Annotated in this window: 17 protein-coding genes; 16 read left to right on the plus strand and 1 reads right to left on the minus strand. The window is 46.3% G+C overall.

From position 1 onward, the window contains the following. Positions 1 to 187: 187 nt before the first annotated feature. Entirely contained in the window at positions 188 to 1,297 is a 1,110-nt protein-coding gene (locus tag ABHV44_RS00765) for a serine hydrolase domain-containing protein (RefSeq protein WP_459072722.1), read from the minus strand. Between the two features lie 328 nt (positions 1,298 to 1,625). Between ABHV44_RS00765 and ABHV44_RS00770 the strand changes: the two genes are divergently transcribed. From ABHV44_RS00770 to ABHV44_RS00845, 16 genes are all read left to right on the plus strand, one after another. Next, positions 1,626 to 2,159, plus strand: coding sequence for a hypothetical protein (locus ABHV44_RS00770; protein ID WP_459072723.1), 534 nt, complete (start codon positions 1,626 to 1,628; stop codon positions 2,157 to 2,159). A 744-nt stretch (positions 2,160 to 2,903) separates the two neighbouring features. Continuing rightward, positions 2,904 to 3,362 carry a GreA/GreB family elongation factor gene (locus tag ABHV44_RS00775; RefSeq protein WP_459072724.1) on the plus strand — a complete coding sequence of 153 codons (459 nt, stop codon included), beginning with the start codon at positions 2,904 to 2,906 and terminating at the stop codon, positions 3,360 to 3,362. Positions 3,363 to 3,454: 92 nt separating this feature from the next. Further along, positions 3,455 to 4,237 carry an enoyl-CoA hydratase/isomerase family protein gene (locus ABHV44_RS00780; protein ID WP_459072725.1) on the plus strand — a complete coding sequence of 261 codons (783 nt, stop codon included), beginning with the start codon at positions 3,455 to 3,457 and terminating at the stop codon, positions 4,235 to 4,237. 17 nt (positions 4,238 to 4,254) lie between these two features. Beyond that, positions 4,255 to 4,689: a dUTP diphosphatase gene (gene dut, locus ABHV44_RS00785; RefSeq protein ID WP_459072726.1), complete on the plus strand. Its 435-nt coding sequence runs from the start codon at positions 4,255 to 4,257 to the stop codon at positions 4,687 to 4,689. A gap of 9 nt (positions 4,690 to 4,698) precedes the next feature. Continuing rightward, on the plus strand, positions 4,699 to 5,703 hold the full coding sequence (locus tag ABHV44_RS00790) for a sugar phosphate nucleotidyltransferase (protein WP_459072727.1): 1,005 nt from the start codon (positions 4,699 to 4,701) through the stop codon (positions 5,701 to 5,703). Positions 5,704 to 5,712: 9 nt separating this feature from the next. Then, on the plus strand, positions 5,713 to 7,452 hold the full coding sequence (locus tag ABHV44_RS00795; RefSeq protein ID WP_459072728.1) for a tetratricopeptide repeat protein: 1,740 nt from the start codon (positions 5,713 to 5,715) through the stop codon (positions 7,450 to 7,452). Continuing rightward, the gene (locus tag ABHV44_RS00800; RefSeq protein WP_459072729.1) at positions 7,445 to 8,359 is read left to right on the plus strand and encodes a DUF4292 domain-containing protein; all 915 of its coding nucleotides are present in this window, start codon (positions 7,445 to 7,447) and stop codon (positions 8,357 to 8,359) included. The genes ABHV44_RS00795 and ABHV44_RS00800 overlap by 8 nt, the downstream gene beginning before the upstream one ends. 7 nt (positions 8,360 to 8,366) lie before the next feature. Next, the gene (locus ABHV44_RS00805; protein ID WP_459072730.1) at positions 8,367 to 9,563 is read left to right on the plus strand and encodes a murein hydrolase activator EnvC family protein; all 1,197 of its coding nucleotides are present in this window, start codon (positions 8,367 to 8,369) and stop codon (positions 9,561 to 9,563) included. Positions 9,564 to 10,046: 483 nt separating this feature from the next. Further along, entirely contained in the window at positions 10,047 to 10,763 is a 717-nt protein-coding gene (locus ABHV44_RS00810; protein ID WP_459072731.1) for a carboxypeptidase-like regulatory domain-containing protein, read from the plus strand. A gap of 8 nt (positions 10,764 to 10,771) precedes the next feature. After that, complete coding sequence (locus tag ABHV44_RS00815; RefSeq protein ID WP_459072732.1) at positions 10,772 to 11,356, plus strand: RNA polymerase sigma factor; 585 nt, start codon at positions 10,772 to 10,774, stop codon at positions 11,354 to 11,356. Positions 11,357 to 11,365: 9 nt separating this feature from the next. Next, complete coding sequence (locus ABHV44_RS00820; RefSeq protein ID WP_459072733.1) at positions 11,366 to 12,469, plus strand: tetratricopeptide repeat protein; 1,104 nt, start codon at positions 11,366 to 11,368, stop codon at positions 12,467 to 12,469. A gap of 192 nt (positions 12,470 to 12,661) precedes the next feature. Beyond that, a complete protein-coding gene (locus ABHV44_RS00825) occupies positions 12,662 to 14,830 on the plus strand; it encodes a hypothetical protein (protein ID WP_459072734.1) in 2,169 nt (722 codons plus the stop codon). Between the two features lie 33 nt (positions 14,831 to 14,863). Continuing rightward, positions 14,864 to 15,673, plus strand: coding sequence for an alpha/beta fold hydrolase (locus ABHV44_RS00830; protein ID WP_459072735.1), 810 nt, complete (start codon positions 14,864 to 14,866; stop codon positions 15,671 to 15,673). A 17-nt stretch (positions 15,674 to 15,690) separates the two neighbouring features. Continuing rightward, positions 15,691 to 16,485: a LytR/AlgR family response regulator transcription factor gene (locus ABHV44_RS00835; protein ID WP_459072736.1), complete on the plus strand. Its 795-nt coding sequence runs from the start codon at positions 15,691 to 15,693 to the stop codon at positions 16,483 to 16,485. A 107-nt stretch (positions 16,486 to 16,592) separates the two neighbouring features. Continuing rightward, on the plus strand, positions 16,593 to 17,363 hold the full coding sequence (locus tag ABHV44_RS00840; protein WP_459072737.1) for a LytR/AlgR family response regulator transcription factor: 771 nt from the start codon (positions 16,593 to 16,595) through the stop codon (positions 17,361 to 17,363). 10 nt (positions 17,364 to 17,373) lie between these two features. Beyond that, the gene (locus ABHV44_RS00845; RefSeq protein WP_459072738.1) at positions 17,374 to 20,379 is read left to right on the plus strand and encodes a ligand-binding sensor domain-containing protein; all 3,006 of its coding nucleotides are present in this window, start codon (positions 17,374 to 17,376) and stop codon (positions 20,377 to 20,379) included. The last annotated feature ends 20 nt before the right edge of the window (positions 20,380 to 20,399 follow it).

Genomic DNA, 20,399 nt, shown 5'->3' on the forward strand with positions numbered 1-20,399 from the left:
AATACAAGAATGCAGAAAGCCACCTAAACCATTTTTCATTAACTTGAAAATTCAATTTAGAATTGAAAATATGCCCCCTCTGGTGCGCGCTTCCAACGCGTACCTCCTCATCCTCAAAAAGCTTATCTTCCCTGTATCAACTCTAACCTCCAGCGAAACACTTCGCCCGGGCCTCAATCAAAATAGGTTATTGTCCTGGCATGCTTTCAAGCAGTGAAAATCCCAAAGCGCTGATGCGTCCCGCATGTTCATGGCCCGATGAAATATTGGTCAAAACCACTACTGCTTTTTTGCTTTCCAGATTGAGGACAAGCATTGAGCGATAACCGCCTGTTCCGCCACTGTGCCAGTACAGTTGTTTTGAGTCTTGCTTGCGAATGAACCAGCCGAGGGCCATATCCCGCTCTTCACTTTCGGTGAAGGTTTTCTGTTGCTGAAATTTCATGGCTTTGTTATTGGGATCAAAGTTGGCCTGTGCAAAACGGGCCAGGTCACCAGCTGTAGAAACTATAGCTCCAGCTCCAGGGATAGCGCCCAGATCCCAGTTCGTTGCGGGCTTTCCACGCTTGGTTAAACCCGGAACGAGATCATCAGCAACCAGTGCTCTTCGGGTTGTTGACTGGTGCATCTCCAGGGGACCAAAAATTCGTTCCTGAAGCATTTCTTCATAGCTCCTTCCCTCAATCTGCGTTAAGGTGTAGCCAAGGATTCCCGGCCCGATATTGGAGTACTGCCATGAGCTTTCCGATTCATCTTCAATTTCCATTTCGTTGCTCATATAATCCCGCAACTTGTCCTCGTCAAAATCTTTATAGGGATTATCCATGTGCCAAAGCGATTCCCAAACAAAGCCGGAGGGAATTCGAGGTAAGCCAGAAGTGTGATTCGACAATTGTTTGAAGGTAATATCGAGGCTGTCGTGGAGTGGAAAATCCAGGTAGTCCCGGATAGGCTGATCGATCTGTAGTTTGTTTTCGATTGCCAAATCAGCAAGCAAGGCAGACGTAAAGACTTTAGACAGTGACCCAATTTCAAATGCGTTGCTCTCATTATCGATGGTAATCAGCGTGTCGTTGCTCCTTTCGGCCCCGTAAAAAGTAACGGTACCATCATCAACAAAAGCGATTGAAAATTGAGTCTGACTAGGAAAGTAGCCGAGGGCTTGAGCGATGCTATCCACCTGACTATTGGATACCCCGGGGCGCAGCTCGAGATTATTTACAGCTTTGTCGAGATTGCTCACGCTACCACATGCAGTGAACAGGGCTAAGAGTATCAGTGGAAATAGTCTTTTCATTTCTTTTATTTCAAACTTCTTTCTGTCAAATTTCTATCTGGCAGAACATCTATACATCAGCGCTCTTGTGCAACTATTAAACGCTGCATTGCTGCTGTTTTCTCTATCATCAAGATTTCTCATTGAATTATTAGATGTACAGCATAAATTTAGTTTGTGCCGATTTCTAAAAAAATGACAGTCATCACCCGAACTAGTACCTTCTGTCATATTAGCGAGCGTTATGAAAGCGTACCTCTCAATTCTCAAAAAACTTAACTTTTCACCCTCAATCCCAAACCCTCAAAAAATGCTTCGAGTCGCACTTCTACTTTTAACCCTTTTCACCATGACGAATCTCTCAGCGCAGGAAAGTGATATTCCCTATCACACGATCCCCGATTATCCGAATGAGTACAATGCAGGAACTGTAGCAGCGCGAATGGTTGACGGACTTGGTTTCCGCTACTACTGGGCAACCGAGGGTTTGCGACCTGAAGACATTCAGTTTAGCCCTTCTGAGGAGAGCCGAAGCGTGCAACTCACCATCGATCACATCTACGGCATGACTCTGATGCTTGCCAGTGTGGTGAATCAATCGCCCCGGGAGATGGAAGAGAAAATGTCGTTTGAAGAAAAGCGAGAAAAAACGCTCCGAACTCTTTTTGACATCAGCAATGCGCTGAGAGAAATGGATGCAAACGATCTCGAGAAGCTCGTAATGAAACGCGGTGATCGTGAAATTCCGTTTTGGAACATGATCAACGGACCCATTGCCGACTGCCTGTGGCACTGCGGACAAATTGTTTCCTACCGCAGACTTTCGGGAAATCCGTTTAATTCGAATGTGAGTCTATTTGATGGGGCGGTGAACGGAGATTGAGGAGGCTCGAGCAATTGGGTTTTAGGTGACTGAGAACGATTGAGGTTACTTGCACAGGTCCTGACACTGAAACAACCCTGAAACAAGTTCAGGGTGACGTCTTCAGCGTGACAGTTCAGGACGACTGTCTTCGTTTTGACGATTATTGTAAGGTGGAGATAAAGTTGTTGGGCTAGCTGGAATTCACTCCTTCGTTGGTGCTTTAAGGTTCTCGTAAAGCCGCAAGATTTTCTTTCAGCTACGATGATTCTCGTGAATAATCCAAAGCTTCAGCGGAGGATTGCTAAGCCACGAAGAGCGCAAAGTACGACTCCGCTGGGGTCGTTAAATAATCGCTCAAAACCTTTTACCTACAAATATTCGTTGCCGCTGGCATCGGCTCACAGGCAAGACAAGGAACCAGCAAGCAGTCAGGTAGGGATGAGATTATGGCAACATTTGGCAAATTCGACATTGCAACCCTCGGTTGAAACCAGGGGAAAAGATTGTGATCTTGCAAAGCGGAACCCAGCAGGTTCCAATATTTGTAGCAAACAGTTTGTGAATTTAATCCCGACCCCGGAGTGGGTCGAATCTTTTTGACCTCCTAAGGACAACGAAAAGCTCCAGAGGAGCGACATTGTGGTAAAATGATATCTGTATGGATATGAGAACAAGTCCCAGAGGGACGACATTTTGGTTCTCGCAGAAATGCATTTTCACCGACATTTGCCTTGTCAAAAAACTTTAAGCTGATTGACCAAAATGAAATCATCTGAATTAAAAATTGCGCTCTGCGAAAAGCTCCACGAGGAGCTCGATCAGAAAATTGAAGCAGCACGACAGGACGTGGAGTCAAACCGAGAATCGCGCGACACGGCCACAAAAAGCACTGCTGGTGACAAACACGAAACCAGCAGGGCGCAGATGCAAACCGCTCTCGAAAACAGCGAAGCCCAGCTCAACAAAACTATCGCACTCAAAAACCAACTGAATAAAATCGATCCAAAGAAAAAACTGTCTGAAGTAGAATTTGGCAGCCTGATCAACTCTGAGCGCGGCACCTTTTTCGTTTCCATTCCCTTCGGAAAAGTAGAAATTGACGGCACAACAATTTTTGTGATTTCTCCTGCAGCACCTCTCGCTCAGGCCATGATCGGCAAAAAGTCTGGCGAAGCAGCGAACTTTCAGGGAAGTGATTTTAAAATCTTGGAGGTACTGTAGTCCACTGGTTTTAGGACTCTCCCGATCGGACTTTTATCCTCTCATTTTTCGGCTAACTTTGCACGACTGCAAATTTTGAAAAACAGGGACCTATGGCCTTTGAAAACATACTGATAGAACGAGAAGAACCAATTGCCGTGCTCACGGTAAACCGCCCAAAACAACTCAATGCGCTCAATCGCGCAACCATCAAAGAACTCAACACTGCTCTCAACGAACTCGACCAGGACGACAGCATCCGCGTGGTGATTATCACCGGGGCTGGCGAAAAAGCTTTCGTTGCCGGTGCCGACATCAAGGAGTTTGCAAACTTCAGCGTGGAAGAAGGAAAGTCGCTGAGTGCCGATGGCCACAAGTTGCTCTTCGACAGGGTTGAAGAAATGACCAAGCCGGTGATTGCCGCAGTAAACGGATTTGCCCTCGGTGGCGGACTGGAGCTCGCCATGGCAGCCCACATGCGCATTGGGTCTGACAACGCCCGCCTCGGACTTCCGGAAGTTTCTCTCGGAGTAATCCCCGGTTACGGTGGAACGCAGCGCCTCGCCCAGCTTGCCGGAAAAGGCAAAGCCATGGAGATGATCACTTCCGCAGGAATGATCAAAGCCGATGAAGCAAAAGAATGCGGACTGCTCAACAAAGTGGTTCCTCAGCCAGAGCTCATGCAAGCCTGCAAAGACCTCGCTGGAAAAATCGCCAACAACTCTCCACGCGCCATCACCGCAGCCCTCAGCTCAGTACTGGCCAATTACAAAGACGGTGTAAACGGTTTCGACAAGGAAATCGAAGAGTTTGGCAAATGCTTTGGAACGGAAGATTTTAAAGAAGGAACTTCTGCGTTTCTCAACAAAGAAAAGCCGAATTTTAAAGGAAAATAAACGTTACTTCTCGCGATATGAAAGTTAAGATCATCAATAAATCGGCTCACAAGCTGCCGAATTACGAAACCGAACTCTCTGCCGGAGTGGACCTCAGAGCTAACATCGAGCAGAGCATCGCCATCAAACCGCTGGAGCGCAAACTGATTCCCACAGGTCTTTTCATAGAACTACCTGCCGGACACGAAGCTCAAATTCGCCCGAGAAGCGGACTGGCTTTTAAACACGGAATCACCGTTTTGAACTCGCCAGGTACCATCGATGCCGACTATCGCGGTGAGCTCAAAATTCTTTTGGTAAATCTTTCGAACGAGGCGTTCTCTATCGAAAACGGTGAACGAATTGCTCAGATGGTAATTGCCAAACACGAGCAGGCCGAGTGGATTGAAACTGAAGAACTGGAAGTGACACAGCGCGGAGCCGGAGGATTCGGCAGCACTGGAAAAAACTAATTTTTAAACATGAAGATAATCGTCCCCATGGCCGGAATGGGTAAACGCATGCGGCCACATACACTCACTATTCCAAAACCACTTTTGCCCATTGCCGGCAAGCCAATCGTTCAGCGACTGGTGGAAGACCTCGCTGAAGTTTGCACTGATCCTGTTGACGAAATCGCTTTTATTATCGGTGACTTCGGGAAAGAGGTAGAAAAAAATCTTGTGGAAATTGCCGAAAACCTCGGAGCCAAAGGCACAATCTGCTACCAGGAAGAAGCGCTGGGAACAGCCCACGCCATTCTTTGCGCAAAAGAAACGCTAGAGGGCAAAGTGATCGTGGCTTTTGCAGACACGCTTTTCAAGGCAGACTTTAAACTCGATGACGAAAAAGATGGTGTGCTGTGGGTTCAGCAAATCGAAAACCCGGAGCAGTTTGGAGTGGTGAAAGTCGATGACAACAACGTGATCACCGACTTCGTGGAAAAACCTGCTGAGTTTGTTTCGGACCTCGCCATGATTGGGATCTACTACTTTAAAGACGGTGCAGTTTTGAAAGACGAGCTCCAGTACCTCATCGACAACAACATCATAAAAGGTGGAGAGTACCAGCTGCCAGATGCGTTGAAAAACATGACCGAGAAAGGAATGAAATTTTCTCCCGGCACTGTTGACGACTGGCTCGATTGTGGAAACAAAAACGCCATTGTGCACACCAACCACCGCGTGTTGCACTACAACCGCGACAAGAACATGGTAGCCGATTCGGTAAAAACCGAAAACGCTGTAATCATTCAACCATGCTACATTGGCGATGACGTAGAAATCACAAACTCTGTTATCGGCCCGCATGTTTCCGTTGGCAGCGGCTGCATTATTGAAAATTCGGTAGTTTCGAATTCCATCGTTCAAAAAAACACAACGGTAAAGCACGCCAACTTCACGAACTCAATGCTGGGTAACTTTGTAGAGTACCTGGAGTTTCCGAGCGAGCTGAGTATCGGAGATTACTCAACTACCGGCAAATAAAAAACGTGAATGACAAAGCAATTTCTGGCATATCTTTTCCTGACCGCCCTCTTGATTACTGGCTGCAAGAGCACTGAAGAAACTAGTGCTCAAGCGGATCCTGACAACCCGGATCAAACGGTAAGCAACGAGGATGATTTCTACTTCCAGCGCAAGTTTTTTGATGCGCAAGCCCAAAAGAATCTCGGCAATCTCGACAAGGCAGAAGCGCTCTTTAAAGAATGCCTGGAGAACAGGAAAGAAGCAGTTGTCTACTACGAGCTTGCACGAATTGAAAAGGAAAATAATGACCTGAGCGAGGCACTGAAAAACGCTGAAACGGCTCACAGAAAAAAACCTGAAAACTACTGGTATGCCGACTTGCTGGCTTCGATCTACAAAGAGACTGGCGATTTTGAAAAGTCTGAAGAGCTCTATCGCATTCAGCTAGAAAACAACCCATCGCGGCTGGAAACTTACTTCGAGCTGGCCACCGTGCAGCTCAATCAGGACAAGGTGGAAGAAGCTATCGAGACTTACGACAAGCTTGAAAAAGAAATTGGTGTTTCGGAGGAGCTTTCACTTCAAAAGAAAAAGCTCTACGACTCGATCGGGCAAACTGAAGAAGGAATAAAAGAGATCGAGCGTCTTTCGGCAAACTATCCAGGAGAGATGCGCTACCTGGCCTTGCTTCACGATGTTTATGCCGAAGCTGGCAAAAACGAAAAAGCCGGAAAGATCCTCGAAAAAATGGAACGCATTGACCCGGAAAACGGGATCGTTCAGATGAAGCTTTCTCAGTATTACGCGGCCAATGGACAGGACGAAAAATCCTTTGACGCGTTGAAAAAAGCATTTCACACTCACGACATCGAAATTGACCAAAAAGTCGGTGTTCTGCTCAAGTTTTACTCGATCTCTGAGTTTGACCCAACGGCCATGGAACGAGCGCTGGAGCTCCTGGAAATTTTGGAAAACACGCATCCAAAAGAGCCTAAAGCTTACGCCATTCACGGAGACTTTCTTTCGAAAAACGGCAACCTAAAAGGTGCCACTGAAAAATATGAAAGAGCCCTTACACTCGACCAGGGAAGGAAAGCGATCTGGGAACAGCTAATGGCCATCGACTCTCAGCTTCGAAATTTCGAGAAGCTTGCCGAACACAGCGATCAGGCACTTGCACTTTTCCCGAACGATGCCCGGTTTTACCTCAACAACGGCATTGCCCACGTCAATCTCGGCAATCTTGATGAGGCCATTTCCATCCTGCAGGCAGGACGTTCATTCGTGATCGGTGACGACAAATTGAAAAGCCAGTTTTACAGCACCCTCGGTGAGGCTTACCATAAAAAAGAAAATTACACAGCCTCTGACGAAGCTTTTGAAACTGCGCTGGAGTTGGACCCCACCAATGTCTTCACCATGAATAACTACAGCTACTACCTGTCGGTTCGTGAAGACAACCTCGAGAGGGCAGCTGAACTGGCACTCAAGGCAAACACACTTCGGCCAGAGCAGCCATCTTTTCAGGACACTTACGCCTGGGTTCTTTTCAAGCAAGGCAATTTTCAGGAAGCGCGCGACTGGCTCGAGAGAGCAATCGAAAATGGAGGCATCAACCAGGGCGTGATACTCGAACACTACGGTGATGTGCTCTTCGAACTCGGAGAGATTGACGCGGCCGTTGAACAGTGGAAATCGGCTCAAAATCTCGGTGGAGGAACAGATCTGCTCGACAAAAAAATTCAAGACAAGAAACTCTATGAGTAGAAGCCACCTCAGCATCTTTGCAAGTCTGCTCATGGCGGTCTTGATCCTCACCGGTTGCTCTAACAAGAAGCGTGCAGCTCGTGGAAAACCTCTTAAAAACAGAAACGCGATTGCACTGGCCAACAGACTGGAAAAGTCCCAGTTTCAGTTTGAGTGGATCGGGATGAAAATCGCAACCGAAACTGAGTTTGACGGAAACCGAGAGTCGTTTAAAGCCAACATTCGCATGAAGCGCGACAGCGCCATCTGGATATCGGTATCTCCACTTATGGGAGTAGAAATGCTGCGCGTTCTCATCACTCAGGATTCGGTAAAATACGTCAGTAAGATTCCCCGAAACAAACACTACTACAAGGGCGATTTTAAGGCTATCAGCGAGAAGCTGGGAATGGAAGTCGACTTCGACATGATTCAGGCTTTGCTGGTCGGCAATCCGATTCTCTTTGAAAAAAACCAAAATTTCAGGTCCAAAATTGACGACCAGCAGTACGTGTTGATTTCCGATTTTTCGCGGAAGCTAAAACGATTGACGGGAATTGACGAAAAAGACCTCGAGCCAGATGCCGACACGATCACCGTAGATGCTACTGGCAGAAAATACGATCGACTGGTGCGAAAGGCTGACGAAGACGAACTCATTGTGAGAAGATATTGGCTCAACGGCTACACCTACAAACTGGAGCGAACAATCTTTGACGATCTGCACACCCAGCGTTCGGTAGAAATCACTCACGATGATTTCGAGTCGATAGAAGGGCAATCCTTGCCGAGGCTCACCCGTTTGACAGTACAGCAAAGCTATCAACAGCAGGAGGTGGAGATAAAAATTTCGCGCCTGCGCCTCAACAGGCCGTATGATTTACCTTTCGACATTCCCGATGATTACGAACGCAAATACTACGATTAGTCAATTTTTGAAAACAGCTGCAGTAGCTGTTATCCTTTTGCTGTGCGCGTTTGCGGGTAGTGCTCAAACCAAAGAAGAGCTTCAGAAACAGCGCGAAGAACTCAACAAAAAGATTGAGTACACCAAGTCGCTCATCGACAAAACGAAGCAAACCAAAGCTGCCACTAACGAGCAACTCGTAATTCTCAACAAGCAAATCAACTTCCGTCAGCAACTCATTGCCAATATTCAAAATGAGATTGAAAACACCGAGGGAGAAATTTCCAGCAAGGAAGAAGAGATTAACGAGCTCGAAGAAGAAATTGAAGCACTCAAGGAAGAGTACGGGCAGATGATCTACCACGCCTACAAAAATCGAAACGCCTACGATCGTTTGATGTACATTTTTGCATCGGAGAGTTTCAACCAGGCCTACAAGAGAATGAAGGTCTTTCAGCAGTATGCCCGGGTGAGAAAAATGCAGGCTGAGGCGATTGAAAACAGCCAACAGATTTTGGCCGAAACGGTAGACCAACTCGAGGAAAACATCGAAAGTAAACGCCAACTGCTGGGGTCCAAGGAAGACGAGTTTGAAGAGCTGGCCAGTGACCGGAAAAAACAGCAGTCGATGCTGGGAGAGCTTCAGCAAAAAGAAAAATCTCTCCTGAACCAGCAACAACAACAGGAACGCGAGCGCGAAAAACTCAATGCCGCAATCCGCAAAAAGATTGAAGAAGAACTCGCGGCCGAACGAGAAAAAAACAACGGAGCTTACAGTCTCACACCAGAGGGAAAAATCATTTCCGAAAATTTCGAGAAGAACAAAGGGAAGCTTCCCTGGCCCGTCACCCATGGAGTCATCGTTTCGAGTTTTGGAAAACACCCGCACCCGGTTATCCCAGGAATTGAAATTGAAAACAAAGGTGTAGACATCGCCACCGACAAGCAATCAACCGTTTACTCCATTTTTGGCGGAACGGTAACATCAGTCTTTACGTTGCCTGGCGCGGGCTACAACGTGATCATCACTCACGGTAACTACAAAACGGTTTACACCAACCTCCGCGAAGTGAAGGTGAAAAAAGGCGACAAGGTCGACCTTCGAACGGCAATCGGGACGCTCATGGGCAGTGACGAGAAAAACACAGCCCACCTCGAAATCTGGAAGACCAACAGCCAGGGAGGCGATCCTCAAAATCCGGAGCATTGGTTGATGAAAAACTAAGTGGTGGTTGGTTATAAAGTCCGATAGCTGCGTTATGCTTGTTTTGAAAACAGTCATTCACAAAAGTGAACTCCTTGCTTTTCAAAATTGCGCAAGCCTTACTCTCGAACTTTATACCTCAAGAACACGACTGAATGGTGGGACACTAATCATTTTGAATTTCTCTGATTTGTTAAATCTAAGTTTATCTCACATAGAAGTCACATGGAATTAGTGTCAGAGCTTTCTATTTGCCTTCTGTGTTAAACTCCCATAGCTGCGCACTATTCATAATTCTTTATTGCCCCATTGATCATTGAAGTCGTAGCTACATGCTCTGTGTTCTCTCCGCGATCTCTGCGAGAAACTTTCCGTAGCTGCCTGGTTTACTTCTTACCCTGAAACGATAACCACAAAAAATTTTATGGAATCTGAAAACCGGCCGCATCTTAAAGGTGCAACGGTTGCCAAAGTAATTTTTACACACCATAAAATTTAACAGTCATGAAAAATTTAATCCTCACCATATTCATTCTTTCACTCCCCGCAATTATGCTGGGACAGACCTTCGGAGAAATCCAGGGAAAGGTCGTAGACTCCACTGGAACTCCACTGGAAAACATTGATGTTTTTGTCGTAGTCGGAGCCAACTTAGTGGGTACAACCACTGATGATCGTGGGAAGTACACCCTGAAGCCTCTGAACCCCGGAACCTACAACGTTACCTTTAGTTCTGTTCCACACGCTCAGGTGATCTACGAAGACGTGAAGGTTACTCCAGATCAGATTTCATTCATACCCGAAGTAACTATGCGAGAAAATATTTACACAACAGGAGAGGCCATTGTGTTTGGCTACGAGCGCCCGCTTATAGAGAAAGAAACCGGGAAAGTGAGCATCCTCGCAGCAGAATTCGAAAACAACCCTGCGGCCAAGACGCCCATCAAACTAATCGCCAGTATGACTTCGGAAATTTCTGCTGGTGAAGACGGACAGCTCTACTTTCGAGGGTCACGCCCCGGCTCGGTGCAGTACATTGTAGATGGCGTAAAACTCAACGGAAGTTTCAACAGCCGATTTCCATCCAGCGCCATCGGAAGCATTTCAATCTACACCGGAGGCGTGCCGGCAAAATACGGAGACGTAACCGGTGGAGTAATCGTGATCGAAACAAAGAATTATTTCGACCTTTACAATGCGGCAAAGAATGCCAACCAATAGAATCGAATTTGAAATTCTTCCAGCGGAAAATATCATCCCTCAGCGATGAGGACGTACTGGCCAGGTATCAAAACACAGGCGACAAAAAATGGGTGGGTGTATTGTTCGACCGATACGCTCACCTGGTTTTTGGTGTCGGTATGAAGTATCTCAAAGACCAACACCGCGCGGAAGAAGCGATGCAAAACCTGTTTGAAAAGTTGATGTCCAAACTGAAAGATCAGGACGTGAAAAATTTTCGAGGATGGCTGCACACCGTAGCCAGAAACGAGTGCCTGATGATCCTGCGCAAAAAAGGGCCGGTGACCACGCAGGTGGAAGAAAGCCTTTTGTCGGTTCCCGAAGAAAGTGAGCAGCCGCTGCTCAAAGAAGCAAAACTCGAAAAGCTGGAAGCTGCGATAATCTCGCTCAAACCAGATCAGCAGAAATGCATCCGGTTGTTTTACCTCGAAGAAAAAAGTTACCGGCAAATTGTGGAATCCACAGATTTTACACTCAAAGAAGTGAAGAGTCACATCCAGAATGGAAAACGAAACCTGAAAAACGCACTGGAAAACGAAGAAGAGTTCACCTCACCGGGAGGAAAGAGTTAAAGAAAAGCCATGGAAAGCAAGCAACATATCGATCAGTTTAGTGAAGGGTTCATCCGCAAGTACCTTGATGGAAAACTCTCGCCAGCTCAGGAGCATCGCCTCGAAAAAGCCATGCTCGAGGATCCGTTTTTGGCCGATGCTGTAGAAGGACTCAATGCAGTGAAAGATTCAGGTGCCGTGAACGAGGTAAAAAGTCGTGTCCGAAAATCACTCGGCTTCAAAAAGTCGCCCGTGGTTTACTTAGTGGCAATTGCGATCATCATTACGGGAAGTGTTTTTTTAATTGAGCTTAACAGCGAAAAGACTCCGACCAAAGCTGAAGAACCCGTGACAACAGAAATCTCCGAGGGCCTCGACCAGCCAACTCTACCTGAAAGTGAAGACAAGAAAATGGTGGATGCCGGAAAAACCGACTCGAGCATTTCTTTCGCTTTTGAAGTTGACAAAAACCTGGAAGAGCCAGAAGTCACAGAACGCTTTGTAGAAGTGAAACGCCAGGAGGAAATCCCTCCCATGGCAGCTCCGATCAAAAATTTCGATTCGCTACTCGCTGCAAGTTCAGACAAATTAAACCTGGAAGTAGAACGACCAAAAGGAAATTCAATTTACCACATCGAGAACTACAAGGTTGTGGACTATCGACAATTGAGAAGCGTACTATTCACCGAGCAAGACAAACTTCACAGCGGCCTTTCGCCAAATGCTGAAAACGAAGATGACAATGAACCAGGGCTTTTGGAAAATGGAAGCAAAGAGGAAGTAGCTTACACACAGTTTTTGGAAGAAGCGATGATAGAATTTGCCAATGGCAGCTACAAGCGCGCACTCAACGATTTCGAGACTATTCTGAAGAGTTATCCGAAAGACGCCAATGCCCTGTTTTACGGTGGCATGGCCGCTTACAACTCAGGCGATTTTTCAAAGGCTGAGGAGTTGATGAGAAAAAGCCTAGACAGTTCTATCGGTACCTTCTCGGAAGAGTCGGAATTCTACCTCGCGAAAACACTCCTGGCGAGGGGCAAAACTGTGGAAGCTGAGGAATTATTCAACGCAGTTGTTGCAAAAAGGGGCTTTTACCACACCCAGGCAAAAGCGCTGTTGAAAACTCTTTGACGTAGTTTTTTCACGTTTGAAGTTCAAGTTGGAAATTGGCTTTTTTCAGAATCGTCAGTTGTTTGAAATGAGTAAGCGATCGAATCCAGACATTCGGAGAAGATCACCAAACCTTACCTTTTAAATAGTTAGTGGCTTAGGTCCAGATTTTGACTTTGAAGTTGCTCTATTTTTGCGTGCCAATTTCAACTTATGCGTTTAGATACCACCCTTCTCTCGCGCCTGTTGGTGCTGAGTTCAATATTCGTTTTTCCCGGGTTTTCTCGTGCACAGCAATGTGATCATGACTCGCATTCGCATGAAGAAAACTGCGGTCTCGAACCGATTTTCGAGGATCAATTTAGCTTCATTCCTCCACCGGAAGATTATCACTACGGTGAAGAGCGCGAAGCAAATATCCTGGTCGAGTACAATGGATTTACGGCAGAGGCTCAGGAGGCTTTTGCCTACGCAGTAGACATCTGGGCTTCCATCCTTAACTCGGACATGACCATAGAAATTGAAGCTAACTTCGAGGCCACAGCTTCTAACGTTTTGGGCTATGCCGGCTCTAACGGTTACTTCAAAAACTTTAGCGGAGCTCCAATGACTTCGACCTACTACCCGCAGGCGCTTGCCAACAAGTTGAGTGGAAATGACATGAACCCAACTTCGGAAGACATCACCTGCACTTTCAACAGCCAGATGAACTGGTACTACGGCACCGATGGAAATGTGCCTTCCGGTCAGTTCGATTTTGTTTCGGTGGTACTTCACGAGCTCGGCCACGGACTTGGCTTTGCCGGCTCAGCTTCGGCCAATGCACTCGAAGGAAGTGTTGGCTTTGGAATTACACTTTCTGTTTACGACCAGTTTGTGGAAGATTCGGACGGAACCCCGATTGACGATTACGAAACACCTTCACCAGAACTGGGCGATTTCCTCACTGGAGGCAACGTGTTTTGGACCGGTCCTGCACTGCTTGAGCTAAACAACAACCAAAGTGCAGAACTCTACGCTCCGAGCTTTTGGAATACGGGCTCCAGCTATTCGCACCTCAACGAGAATAGTTACGGATCTGGAAGTGGCAACTCTCTGATGACTCCATTTTTAGGAACAGCCGAAGCCATTCACAATCCAGGACCAATCGTTAGAGGCATGTTCGAAGACATGGGCTGGGATGTAGCAACAGCCTGTTCGATTGAAAACGTGACTGCCGGAAACCAGTCTAACTGCGGCCAAAATGGAAACACTTACGACCAGCAAGTGACACTGACTTACTCGGATGCACCATCGAGCGGATCGGTAATCGTAAATGGACAGACGTTCGCGGTGCAGGGAAGTCCGCAAACCGTTACGCTACAAAATCTTCCATCGAACGGACAACAGGTGGATCTGGAAGTTTCTTTCAGTGAAGATGTGCTTTGTGTCTCAAATTTCGAAAATGTAGTTCAGGCTCCTCTATCGTGCTGTGCCAACTTCAGGCTGCTGGAGGTGTGGCCGAGTCAGGAACAGATTCAAATAAAAAACTTTGGTGACTGCCAGGCCGATGTTTCTGGCTATGTCATTATCAGCGAAAACTCTATCGGTGTTATCGAAAACATGCAAGTGCTGAATGGCTCAACCCAGATTCCTCCAAACGGAGTGGTCACTCTTGCCTGGCCCAATTGGAATCCGGGATCTCAGAAGCGCGAACTCGCACTCTACCGTCCTGGTGCTAATCCGGAAAACACCGACCACCTCATAGATTTTGTGCAGTGGCAAAACTCCGGAAGCATGCACGAAAACATTGCTCAGGAAGCCGGCATTTGGCAACAAGGCGATTACGTGGAAGCTGTTTCGCCCTATACATTCATAGGTTCGGAGAACGATTATGGAGTTGAGTTTTGGCAGTACTCCAGCGAGCCATGTGACATCATCGACCTTGAAGCAGGAATTCAAAGCGTTTGCAATGGAGCTTCTCAAACCTACTCACAAGAAGTGATTGTCACTTACCAAAACGCTCCATCCAGCGGGCAGCTGTCGGTAAAAGGACAAACTTTTGAGATTACAGAAAGCCCCCAATCGGTGGTCCTCACAGGCCTTGAAGCCAATGGCCAGCCACAAATCGTCACCGCCTACTTCACTTCTGAAACAAGCTGCAGTATGAGTCTCTACAACATTTTCTCTGCTCCAGACCCTTGTCAGCCCGAAGACAACGAAAATTGTCCGGGCGACTTTGACGGTGATGGTTTTAGAACAGTCAACGATCTACTGGTTTTGCTGGGAGAACTCAACAACGATTGTGGTGGAAACTGCCTGACAGACCTCACCGGCAACAACATCACTTCTACCGAGGACCTACTGTTATTCGTCAACCTCATCGGAATGCCCTGCCCGTAGAAAATCAGATTCAGAATTTGTAAGTTTCGGGCCATGTGGCAATCCGAAAAAAAACAATTGTCTGGAGTGTTGACAAATGCCTTTGGCAGTGGTCACAAGCAATTCGACTACCTTTTCATTCACGGGTTTTTGGAGAGTGCGAAAATGTGGAAATCGGTTGTGGAATCTCTTAATTCCGAAATCCAGTTCTTCGCTCCAGACCTTCCCGGACACGGAAAATCTGAAATGATTGAAGGCAACCCGGAGATTGAACAACTTGCAGATTGGATAAAGCCGTTGCTCCAGCAGAACAAGCGACCAGTTTTTGTTGTCGCTCATTCTCTCGGAGGTTACCTCGCACTAGAGATGGCTAATCGCTTTCCCGACCTGATCGCTGGAATTTTCCTTTTGCACTCAACCACCATAGCTGACTCGGCAGAGAGAAAAGCCTCAAGAGATCAGGGTAAAAGAGTGGTTAAAACAGACAAACTGCGATATCTAAAACCGGCTCTCGAAGGACTGTTTTTAGAGCAGTTCAAACCCAGACTAAACAGCCAAATTGAAACTCTCATTGAAGAAGCCTCGGAGATGAAGACTGACGATATCGTATGGTATCTGGAGGCAATGAAAAACCGAAGCTCGCACACTGAAACAATTGCCAATCGTGACTTTCCTTTGATTTATTTTACAGGAGAGAAAGATCCAATTTTATCAATTGAAAATCACAGAGAGGAAGTAAAGGTCACAAAGCCGGAAAAGATATTTCTGACCGAAAATGCCGGGCACATGGCGCACCTTGAGCAGCCCGCTGAGCTAACCTCAGCTCTGCAATGGTGCATTGAGCGTTTTGGCCAAGACAATTAATTTGTAATTTTCGGCAAATGGACACCGACCAAAAGCTAACTGCCCTCATTGTGGACGATGAACTCCACGCCCGGGAAAACCTCAAGATGCTTCTCGATGAGTTTTGTCCTTCGGTGCAGGTCGTTGGCATGGCTTCCAACGTAGAGGAAGCAAGAAGTGAGATCGACCAAAAGCTGCCCCAAATTGTTTTTCTCGACATCCGAATGCCAAGCGGAACAGAAGGCTTTGAGCTGCTAGACAAAATCGAAGAAAAGCAGTTTCAGGTCGTTTTCGTCACAGCGTTCAAGGACTACGCGATCCGCGCATTCAATGCCAATGCCATTCACTATTTGCTGAAGCCCATCGACATCGAGGACCTCAAAAGCGCTGTGGAAAGAGCAAAAGAGTATTTCAGCATTTTCGAAAACAGCAGCAGTGAGTTTCAACACTACACCAGATCGGTGAAGAATCTCGCGGAAAACTTACTCAGCGACAAGCTGCCAAAAAAGATAACCCTCTACCACTCGCGCGGCTTCAAAGTGATTGACGATACTGACATTGTGCGACTCAAGGCCGAAAGCAATTGCACTAACATCTACTTTGCCGATGGATCCAAATACCTCGATACGAAGACTCTTCGCGTTTACGAGGATTTTTTGAATCCAGTACGCTTCGTAAGGATTCACAAGTCGCACATGATTAATCTGGATTTTCTTGAAGAGTACAACAGTCAGGATGGAAACAAGGTGATTCTTAAGGACGGCACCGAACTTCCCGTGAGTCGGGGGCGTCTCACAAACTTCATGGATCGCGTAAAAAATCTGTCCCGATAGTGGCAAAGTGCTTTTCATTCGCTCAACGAAAGCTACCACTCACTAAATTTTGGAAGCTTCAACCATAAATTCTTTTTACATTCTGCTTCGACAATAAAACAAGATCTATGGACGAGAAATTCCGATGTCTGGTAGTTGACGATGAATCCAACTGCAGAGAAAACCTTCAGATGCTCTTGGAGGAGTTTTGTCCCGAAGTAACCGTGATTGGGTTAGCCCAAAACGGACAGGAAGCGCGAGAAATAATTGAAAGCGAAAGCCCTGACATCGTCTTTCTGGACATCATGATGCCCGGAGAAGACGGGTTCAAACTGTTGAAAACGCTTAACAACAGAGACTTTGCCCTGGTTTTCACAACGGCCCACAATGAGTATGCACTTCGCGCAATCAAAGAGAGCGCTGTAGATTACCTCGAAAAACCGATCAACATCAACGAACTAAAAGAGGCAGTGGAGCGGGCAATTTCACGTATTGGAAACCGCGAATCGAAAGCTCCGATAGGTGGAAACATCGAGCACATGCTTCAAGAATTGGCCAATCATCACTCCGTAGAGAAAACGGCCATCCCAACGCGTGATGGGCTGGCAATTGTAAAAAACAACGAGATTATTCATCTCGAAGCGGACGAGAGCTACACCACCATATATTTGACCGAGGGTAGAAAATACCTCAGTAGCAAAACCATTAAGGTTTACGAAGATCACCTGAATCCCAACATGTTTTTCAGAACACACAAGTCGCACATCATCAACATGGCGCACCACCTCAAGGAGTTTAGCCGATCTGACGGAAACGTGGCGATTATGAGCAACAATGCCGCAGTTCCCATTTCCAGGAGAAAACTGACCTCATTTCTGGAAAAGATCAGTACCTTCTAAACGATTCATCATGCGATTTAAATTAGTCACACTTCTGCTCCTTTTTCTTTTGCCGTTAGCGCTCGCAGCTCAGCAATTCGACTTCATAAAATACTCCATCAATGAAGGGCTTTCGCACTCGCAGGTGCGGTCTATTTTTCAAGACGAACAGGGTTTCATTTGGGTAGGTACACTAGGTGGAGTGAGTCGTTTTGATGGACGAAAATTTGAAAACTTTTCGGAAGAAGACGGACTTCTGGGTAACCAGGTAAACCATATTTATCAGTTGAGTTCGGGAGAATTGGTCTTCGGGATGATTGGCGGCATCACCATTTACAATGGAATTGAATGGAATAGCTATTCTTTTAGAAAACCCTTTGAGTACGGGCAGGTGAACGACATACATGAAGCTAATGATGGCTCCATTTGGATTGCTCTGGAAAGAGGGCTCGCACATTTCGAAAACGGTGAAATCAATTATTACTCGAAAAAAGATGGTTTGAGCGATGAAAACGTAAAGTCCATTGCGATGTCCAATTCTGGCGACCTGGTGATAGCCACAAAAACCGGAGTGGAACTTTTTTCGGACGGACAGATAAAAACTCATCCTTACCTGGACACCTCGCTCGTCATAATGGACATGACCATTGACGAAAAAGGGAGAATCTGGCTGGCAACTAACCATTCCGGACTTATGGAACTTTCTTCAGAAGGAGCCAGAGAACACCCGATCAACAACGAACTGGTGAGTAATCGCCTCACAGGAATTGATATCGATAATGAAGGAAGGTTTTGGGTAAGGAGCAAAAATGGGATTTCGAGGTTCAACAAAAATCACGTACTGAATTTTACTGATTCCAACGGACTTCCAATTTCTGACATTAGAGCTTTTTTCCAGGATTTTGAGGGAAATATTTGGCTCGGTAGTGACGGTGGTGGTTTGATGAAATACACTGGTGATGCCTTTTCTGCTTACACTACCGCTGAGGGCCTTGGTAGCAATCTGGTGATGTCGATTGTCAGAGATCGCGATGAGAATCTCTGGTTTAGCACGTTCGATCAGGGAGTAACCCGACTTTCACCTGAAGGCCAGGCAAAGAAATTCACCAGAAGCGATGGACTTCAAAACAACACCGTTTGGACAAGTGCCATAACTGGTGACGGAACAGTCTGGTTTGGATCTTCTAACGGATTAAGCGCTTATTCAGATGGAAACTGGAAAAACTACACAACAGAGGATGGACTATCTCACGACAAGGTGATCTTCATCTATCCAGACAATGACAGCACCTTGATCTGTGGAACCAACAACGGATACACGGTCATACAAAACGGTAGGTTTGAAGCGCGAGATGCGGGCTCTGGATTTGTAGAAACCAAAGTTAGAAGCGCCATCAGATCAGCAGACAACACGCTTTGGTTAGGTACGCTGAATGGCGTCTACGCATACGATGGAAACAACTACACCAATTTCAATGAAGAGAGCGGCCTGCCCGACAACACCGTTTATGCACTAGCAGAGGACCAGGCCAAAAGAATTTGGATCGGAACGGCTGATGGACTTGTTGTTTATGACGAAAACGGTCAGATTCACGAAGTTAAGCTAGATGAACACTACCGATCAAACACAATTAACTTTCTGATTAAAGACAATCGCGAGTCTATGTGGATAGGCACCAACAATGGGATTTACCAAATCAACACACTTGACTTCGACCCTGAAAGCTCTATCCATTATCGCCACTACACCCTAGATGACGGTATCCGCAGCCTCGAGACAAACCTCAACGCAGCTTACAGAGATAAAGATGACAATCTATGGTTTGGTACAGCCGCGGGAGTACTCCACTGCGATTTGGGGGAGCTGGATGAATTGACGAATAAGATCCCTCCAAAAGTTCACATCACTGAGGTACGTCTCAACCTCGAGCCCACCGACTGGAGCGAATTCTCAGATACGCTGAATCCCGCTACCGGGCTCCCGGTAGATCTGAAAGTTGGTTATAAAAACAACCACTTTAGCTTTAGTTACACCGGAATCAGCAATTCGGACCCACAGCATGTCCGTTATCAGTATCAGATGCAGGGCTTTGACGAAAATTGGCAGCCTCTCACGGAACTCGATTTTGCCACCTACACCAATTTACCTTACGACAATTTTCAATTTCAGGTGAGAGCCCTTAGCAAAAATGGCATTTGGAGCGAACCGGCTACTTTTTCTTTTTCAATAACACCACCCTTTTGGCTAACCTGGTGGTTTATCAGCATTTCTGCAATAGCCTTGCTATTGACCATGTATGGCATCTACCGCTACAGAAGACAAAACCTGATCACTTCTCTGGAAAAGGAGAAATACGAGTTTCAATCGAAAATGCTCACGCTTGAGCAACAGAGTCTCAACTCCAGCATGAATCGTCACTTTATCTTCAATGCGCTAAATTCGATTCAGTATTACATCAATAGGAAAGATCGGCTATCAGCCAACATTTACCTCTCCAATTTCGCCAAGCTCATCCGCAAAAACCTCGATAGTTCACAGTCTAACTTCACCTCTTTGCAAGAGGAAATTGAAAGGCTTGAATTGTACTTGAACCTTGAGCACATGCGATTTAAGGACAAATTTGAATACAGCATCAACATCGATTCTGATGTAGATACCGAAAGCATCGAAGTGCCGGCTATGCTTCTTCAGCCATTTCTGGAAAACAGCATTTGGCACGGCATCCTTCCCAAAAAAGAACTGGGAGAAATAAAGGTAAACATCAGCAAGACTGAAAAAGGCGAGATTCTATTTAGCATTCAGGACAACGGAATAGGGATAGAGACCAGTCGAAGAGAAAAACTACAAACCAATGGAAATCACATTTCCAAGGGAATGTCAATCACAAATGGTCGCATTGATTTGATTCGAAAAATGACCCGTCAAAACATAAAACTGGAAGGTCCGTACGAGATTTTGAGGGACGACCAGTCAGTTGCAGGAACTGAAGTGAAGATCTATTTACCTGTGGACATTCAAAATTTCTACCCCAACTAACTTGCAAAATCGGAAGTCCT

The organism is Halocola ammonii, assembly GCF_049334165.1.
GTDB lineage: Bacteria > Bacteroidota > Bacteroidia > Flavobacteriales_D > Sanyastnellaceae > JBEGHD01.